7 protein-coding genes are annotated in these 7,262 nt (G+C 53.4%); 2 read left to right on the forward strand and 5 right to left on the reverse strand.

Translation table 11 applies throughout. The annotated features are described in order from the left end of the window. Window positions 1-14: 14 nt before the first annotated feature. The 5 genes from Q8902_15115 to gcvT form a co-directional block, all read right to left on the reverse strand. Window positions 15-1,652, reverse strand: coding sequence for a hypothetical protein (locus Q8902_15115; protein MDP4200889.1), 1,638 nt, complete (start codon window positions 1,650-1,652; stop codon window positions 15-17). 9 nt (window positions 1,653-1,661) lie between these two features. Then, on the reverse strand, window positions 1,662-2,429 hold the full coding sequence (locus Q8902_15120; protein MDP4200890.1) for an ABC transporter ATP-binding protein: 768 nt from the start codon (window positions 2,427-2,429) through the stop codon (window positions 1,662-1,664). Between the two features lie 634 nt (window positions 2,430-3,063). Then, complete coding sequence (locus tag Q8902_15125) at window positions 3,064-3,852, reverse strand: hypothetical protein (GenBank protein MDP4200891.1); 789 nt, start codon at window positions 3,850-3,852, stop codon at window positions 3,064-3,066. Between the two features lie 24 nt (window positions 3,853-3,876). Further along, a complete protein-coding gene (locus tag Q8902_15130) occupies window positions 3,877-4,632 on the reverse strand; it encodes a DUF1573 domain-containing protein (protein MDP4200892.1) in 756 nt (251 codons plus the stop codon). Between the two features lie 93 nt (window positions 4,633-4,725). Beyond that, a complete protein-coding gene (gcvT, locus tag Q8902_15135) occupies window positions 4,726-5,847 on the reverse strand; it encodes a glycine cleavage system aminomethyltransferase GcvT (GenBank protein MDP4200893.1) in 1,122 nt (373 codons plus the stop codon). A 116-nt stretch (window positions 5,848-5,963) separates the two neighbouring features. Between gcvT and Q8902_15140 the strand changes: the two genes are divergently transcribed. Continuing rightward, entirely contained in the window at window positions 5,964-6,428 is a 465-nt protein-coding gene (locus Q8902_15140) for a hypothetical protein (protein ID MDP4200894.1), read from the forward strand. Window positions 6,429-6,668: 240 nt separating this feature from the next. Beyond that, window positions 6,669-6,944, forward strand: a complete 276-nt coding sequence (locus Q8902_15145) for a type II toxin-antitoxin system HicA family toxin (GenBank protein ID MDP4200895.1) — start codon at window positions 6,669-6,671, stop codon at window positions 6,942-6,944. The last annotated feature ends 318 nt before the right edge of the window (window positions 6,945-7,262 follow it).

Raw genomic sequence — 7,262 nt, forward strand, 5'->3', positions numbered from 1 at the left:
AACACCTGAGGCGGTTACTTTCCTTCCATCGGAGTGTACTCGATGGCATGAGAAATGTCGAGAATACGCGTAATCCAAACCGCCGAATCGGACGTGGATGCTTCGGCCGGTGCCGGATACCCCGGATACCGAAAAACGTCCGGTGCATAGAACCTCCCACGCATTCGCGGGACATACGGCTGGATCTGCTGTTCGTGTGGTTCGACGAGATCCCACAGCATGGCAGATTCGTGAAACTCACGAAGTGGGTATGAGACAATGTAGTATTGGACGCCATACCGTCGCAGGACGGAAAGGAGGTCGGCACGACCGCGAATGGAATCGACCATCGCCTCATCGGCAGCTAACCCTTCGAGTTGTAGCATCGGCTGATGGGTCATGAACGCCGTGATGCCAGCGCGATCGCCCATTGCATAGCGGCCGGGATGCGATTCGGTGAAGGGCTGGATGCCAAGCGCGTGAAGATACGGGTGCTGAGGCGGCAGGCGGAAATTCGTTGTCATCATGGGAATGTCTCGAACCAGAAAGAGAGCGGAGAAGATAATGATGAGTCCCAGAGCCGCGATTCCCGACCACTCGGTCCATCGTGTCCACTTGGTCCACTGCTCCCGAAGCAACAGCAGAGCGACCGCCGTTGAAATTGGAAAGGGATAAAAATACCAGAGGTAACTGCTCCACGTCACCCGCAATGCCAGTAGAAGTGTAAACAGAATTGGAAACGCGACCAACAGAAGACGCACACCACTACGCGCATTCGGCTTTTTCCACGCCCAAAGCGCGAGCACGAAGCCGATTATCGTTGTCAGGAAATAGAGCGAGCCGCGCGGCGTCCCGATCGCTTCGATGGCGCGGAAGCTAAATCGGAAGCCGCCGGGCAATTGCTTTACTTGTGCGCTGACCGGAATGAGATCGCCATAAAACACAAAGTCCGAAAGGAGATACAAAACCACCGGCACCAATCCAAAAACAAACCAGGCCAAGTACCTTGGTAAGACTCGCGATTGGAATAGAAGCACGAGCGCCAGCCCAACGGCAATCACCGTGTCCAGTCGCGCCAGCACGAGGAGCGATCCGATAAACCCGGCGAGGAGCAAGCTGCGCCGGTCCATTTGTTCCATCGCGTTCATCACCATCCATGCGAAGAGTAACAGCAAGGGGATGGCGAGTACTGTTTCCATCCCGGTGAAGATGAGCACTGTTTCGAGAACGGCCGCGCCTAAGCTAACCACATAGAGCCAACTCGATGGCGTGAATAGCCGCGAGAGCAATCGCATGAGCAACTCTGCACTGACCATGGCGGAGATGATCTGGATGCCTTCGAGCGCGATGAAGAAGGAGCGATCGTTGCTGCGAACAACAAACGAAACTGCCGAAAGCACCCACAGCCACAGCGGATGATAGCCGTTAGTCGGTACGATGCCATCGAACGACGAGAAGCCGTGCAACGCGATATTCTTCGCCGTGAGATAATAGTAGTAGAAATCATCCTGCGGGAAGACGGAGAAGGCAAGCGAACCACGGAACAGATGATAGAGCGGCTCGTAGGCGAGCGCGGCCGCAAATAGGAGGGTTGTGAGACGAACAATCCAGTCCAAATGACGAATAACGAATGACGAATGACAAATGAAAAGACCTTGTCCCTTATTCGCCATTTGTCATTACTACTCTGTTACTTCGCCGAGATAGGCTTCGATCACCTTCGGATCGTTGCGGATTTCGAGCGGTGAACCATGGGCGATCTTGAGACCGTAATCGAGGACGTAAATCCGCTCGCAGATTCCCATGACGAGCGACATGTCGTGCTCGATGAGTAAGATCGCAATTGAGAATTGCTCGCGAAGTTGCCGGATGAGCCGCATCAGGTTTTGCTTCTCGACCATGTTCATTCCGGCGGCGGGCTCATCGAGCAAGAGCAGCTTCGGCTCCGTGGCGAGCGCGCGGACGATTTCCAAACGGCGCTGATCGCCATACGGTAAACTCGTCGCAAGTTCATCGCGCGCATGGCGGAGCTGAAACAGATCGAGCAATTCCTCCACCCGTAGGGCAACCCGCCGCTCGTTCGAGTAGAAGCTGCCGATGCGGAGCATCGAGCGCCAGTGGCCGAACTTGGTGCGGGGCGTCAGCGATACGCGAATGTTATCGAAAACCGACATCCCGCGAAAGAGCCGAATATTCTGAAACGTCCGCGCAATTCCGCGGTGGCCGATCGTGTGTGGACGAAGTCCGTTCAGGCGCAGGCCATCGAACAGCACATCGCCTTCGGTCGGCTCGTAGACGCCCGTGATGACGTTGAAGACGGTCGTCTTGCCAGCGCCGTTCGGACCGATGAGTCCGACGAGATCGTGCGGACCAATCTCGGCATCGAGATTGCCCACGGCGGTCAGTCCGCCGAAGCGCATTGTAACCTTATCGAGCTTGAGACCTGCCAATTGTTTCACATAGCGTTAAACGATGTGAAACCTGGATACGGTTCTCGATAAGCGGAACGTATCATTGGTGCACTTCTCAACTACCAAGGATGTATGACGCAACCAGCATTGATTCCACAATCTTCATCATGGTAATCATGAGCTACCCTATCACATCCACTTGAAGTAAGCACTGCATCGATAATGTGATAACGGACTTGGCCTGGAGGACAGGTGGGGTCGCTCTCATATACGAAAACATCGAGCTCGGTAAGCGAACCACAAGTCACGGTATAAGTTATATTCCCATTCGCATCAACTGTGTTCGGCTTCGGGTCTAAAGGGTCAGCACTCTCAACTTCGATAATATCGGAACGATATTTAGGACCGCCGCTCGTTATATGCGGCTGAGGAACTGGCTCTTCTTCCACGTGCGTGGGAGAAGTATAGCCGCAACCGCCGACATAGAGGTGTGCTTTGCAAGGTGGAGGACATGGCGGCGGCGGCGGGGTGCCGCCGCCCGTTGTGGTGGTAGAGGATTCGCTACATTCGTAACCCGTTGTGGTCAATGCTAATAACATCGATACCACAAGAACTCGTGTTACTTTCCTTGAATACCACATAGAGAACATGTTCTTCATAAATCCCTCCCCAATTAGTTCTTGATAATACCATACGTGCGCGCTCGACTAACCGCAGCCACGACATATTCTTTGCTCGCTACGTAAATCCTCTTGTAATTGTAGGCTGCAATAAAGATCTGAATGACGCCCGAACTCGGGAATGCAGCAAGCATTGCAGAACCAACGAAAAAGGAACCCGTATTTGGAACCACGGTGTCGACTGGGTCTGGCCGCATATTATGTATGCCAGTATCAATTACACCCGTCATAACCGAATCATAGGCTATCTGAATAGCCACCGAATCTGTACCGGGATTGCCGTAGGTACATGAGAATCCGGTGGTCTTCGAAACCGTGTCGATTATCGGCCTCGGATATGTTACATGAAAGAAACTTGGCGCTTGGACGGTGGTGTCCATTGATGGAACAGTTCCGGAAGTATTTCCGGCCACTTGCCAGTGGTGAGAGGTCGCAAAAGGTTGATTAGTCGTTGTGATGTAGAGATTGTCACTAGCAGGTATGGAAATCCCATTAAGCATAACATCCCCAGCTGATACAGGAAATGTCGATGTTGTGTCGAAGAACTGCGCCATCGTCGTGTATCTCGTCCAATAAGTGCCAGCCACATTACTGGCACCGAGGGGATTTTCTGTAATCAGGCACTGGCAAAGCATTACACCCGAAATAGTATCCGAACCGGCTATGATCATCCCCGGAGCAAGCGAGAGCGGCTGATGCTTTCCGCCCGGAGATAGTGGTGGCTCGGTCTTGCAGGCGCTTACGCCGGCAAGAAGCAGAACGATAAAAAGCGGGTTTCTCATATATTGTCTCCTGTCTAAAAAGTCCTACTTCATTGAATAGCGATTCGATCGTTCGATCCGTATGTATTGACAGAGTGTCTTAATTTCCTGAGCCGTTAACGGGCCGCCCTTCTGCCAGTCAAACGCAGGCATGTTTGTCCCGTGCTTCCCATCGAGAATCGTCCGAAAGAGATACGTCTCGCCTAATTCTTTTTGCGAGGTTACTAAATCGGACGCCGGTTTCCCTTCCGCCCTCGCTCCATGGCAGATTGCACAATCTGCCGCGTAGAGTGTCTTTCCAAGCTGCCCGCGCCCTCGATTCACATGGCATTCGGCGCAGCGTCCCGAAAAGATATTCTGGATGCTCATTGCCGCGTTGTGCGGTCTGCTTGGCATTACAATCAATCCATGGAATCTCAAGATTTCCTGATTCGGTGTAGCGTTCGAGATGAGCGACACCGTTTTGGCATAAGGTCCTAACTCTTTACCAACCGAGCTAAACAACACCTTCAGCGAGGCCGAACATGATGGCGGGATTATGTGGGTGCTCAACCGGGCGTCAGTGCATCCGCAAGAGGGCTTAACGGCACTAATTCTTAGTGTGTCCGAACCAGAGTTATGGATTTGGTACGTATACCCGACACTATCGCCCTGTTCTAACTTTCCCAGATCAACATCGGCTGAATCTACCGCGATCTTCACGTCGGTAGCGGCATGACCTGACGCTTTTGAGTGATTAAATAGTGAATATCCCGCAACAAGCAGCGTGAGGACGAGTAGAGTGCTGAGAACCTTCACCATTTTGAAAACTACTTTTCAAAATGGTGTAATCTCTCTCTCTCTCTCTGATAATTCCCTAAAACCAGAGAAAACTTCTATTTCGTGAAAACTATGTCAGGACGTTTTGACTTCAGGCTTTACAAACGGTGGCTTCTGGACGCGGGCACGGATGCGCTTGCCGGGCCGCACTTCGACCAGCACTTCCGTGCCGTCCTTTGCCATCGCGGTCGGGACGTAGCCCATGGCGATCGGCTGGTTCAACATCGGCGAAAGATTGCCGCTGGTGATTTCGCCGATCGTATAGCCGCTTTCATCGACAATCTTGTGGCCGTGCCGCATGATCGCGCCTTTTTCGTCCGTGATGAGTCCGACCAGTTTGCGCGTGAGCCCGCGCTCTTTGATTTCGCGCAACGCCGGGAATGCGTGGCACTCTGGCGTCTTGTTTAATTTTGTGATCCAGCCCAAACCGGCTTCGAGGGGGTTCGTCTCTTCGGTGATATCATTACCATAGAGGCAGTACCCCATTTCGAGACGGAGTGTATCGCGGGCGCCGAGCCCGATTGGTTCGAGTCCGCCGACGGCTTTGCCTGCTTCGAAGATCGCATCCCACACTTTATCGGCATTGCCCTCGTGAGGAAACCAAATCTCATAGCCGGGCTCGCCAGTGTAGCCCGTTCGCGAGATGCCGCATTGCACGCCGGCCAGTTCGCCGCTGGTGAAATGATAATACTCAATCTTGCTCAGATCGACTTTCGTCAGCGATTGCAGCGCCGTTTGCGCGCCTTTGCCCTGAATGGCGAGCAGCGCTGTCTCTTCGGTGAAATTCTTAAGCTTGACATTGAACTTCGGCGCGTACTTATTGAACCAGGCCCAGTCTTTTTCCATCGTTGCGCCGTTAACGATGATCATGTAGTGGTTGGGTTCGATGTAATAGATGATCAGATCGTCGAGGATGGTGCCGTGCTCGTTCGGCAGGCATCCATATTGCGCCTGACCCGGGACGAGCGTGCTGACATCGTTCGTCGTCAGCGTTTGGAGGAAGGTGAGTGCGTCGGGTCCGGCGACATCGAACTCGCCCATGTGCGAGACATCGAAGACGCCGCCGGCGCCTTCGCGGACGGCCTTGTGCTCGGCGATGATACCTTTTGAATATTGAACGGGCATCTCGTAACCGGCAAATTCAACGATCTTGCCGCCGGCCGCGATGTGCTTCTGGTAAAAGGGAGTGCGTTTCACGTATGGAGATTGGTCTTGAGTGTTGGAGTACAAATATACGAGGCGGGGAGGACCCCTTGGGGCGCCCGCCCGACGCGGGCACAGAACTTCCGATTTAAGAAGCCGGTTCAGAGCGCATGAAGAATTCTGGGCGTTCGTATTTCCGGTGGCTGATCCCGACAAGTCTTATCGTGCTCCTCGCGAGTGGATCATTGATTGCAACTCGCGCGCACTCTTCTTTGGCGGGCCTGCGAGCCCAGACCGATAGTGTGAACTATCAGGCCATGAGCCACACTGAAAAGAAAGAGTACATGCGCGATGTTCTGACGCCGGAATTCGCCCGAATGTTCACGGCTTTCGATGCCAAGCGATTTCCGACTGTGAAATGCGTCACGTGCCACGGTAATGGCGCGCGTACCGGAGAGTTCAAGATGCCGGATGAGAAGTTGCCAAAGCTCCCAAGATCTGAAGCCGGGATGAAGAGACTCGAAAAGAAGATGCCGGCCATCGTCAGGTTCATGCGCGATAGCGTCGCGACCCGCACCGCCTCACTGCTTGGAGTGAAGGAGTATAAGTGCGAAGGCTGTCATGTGATGAAGTGACGAATTCTTCACGAGGATTCCCCCTTGGAATCTCCGCGGACAACATTTCGCTTCGGATGATGGCTTCGAATTATTTCGGATCTTTTTCTCGCAACGAGCTCCAACGAAGCGCCTACATCCAGAATGCACCATTGTCCTATCAATTTATCTGGCTCATCGGTCTTGCTTTGACACGGTTTTTTCGGTGGCTCTCCGCGCCGAGGAATGCCATCTATGACCCTCAGTCGGCGCATCTGAGGTTTGCATAAGAAATACCCACCGCTGACGCCGGATGAGGTGATTGCCATTCTCCGCGCGAATGGGTTTGTGACCACCGGCCAGCGAGGAAGCCATCCTCAATATGAGAACGGTTCGTTGAAGGTGACGGTCCATATGAGCTTTCCGGAGTTCAGTGCCGAACTGATCAAGTCCATGATTCGTGAGTCATGGTCCCGATCGTGTTGCGTTCTATTGCTCGACCAAAGCCACGACGAAGAGAATCAATACAAAAATAGGAAGCGGCATCGGTCGCCGTAGGTTTGCACCGTTCCCTCGTCGCTACGCAGGACATCTTCATTTCCTTCTCACGCTAAGACTCCGCACAGGCTTCCGACGCGCCCTCCCCCGGCCCCTCCCGCAAGCGGGAGGGGAGAAATTTGTCGCTGGTGTCATTTCCCGAGATAACTGACCCTGAGTGTGGAGATTATTCCTGATCGGGAATTAGAAGATCCTTATGAGCCCTTTCTCTTTTTTGGCAACTTTTTTCTCTTTACTAAGCGGGTATTAGCCGCTCGTTTTGGGCCGATGCTGCCTCGCGTTTTAGCCCTAATGCGAGGTCCCTGCCCCGGAGTGTCG

The organism is Bacteroidota bacterium (assembly GCA_030706745.1).
Taxonomy (GTDB): Bacteria; Bacteroidota; Ignavibacteria; order Palsa-1295; family Palsa-1295; genus PALSA-1295.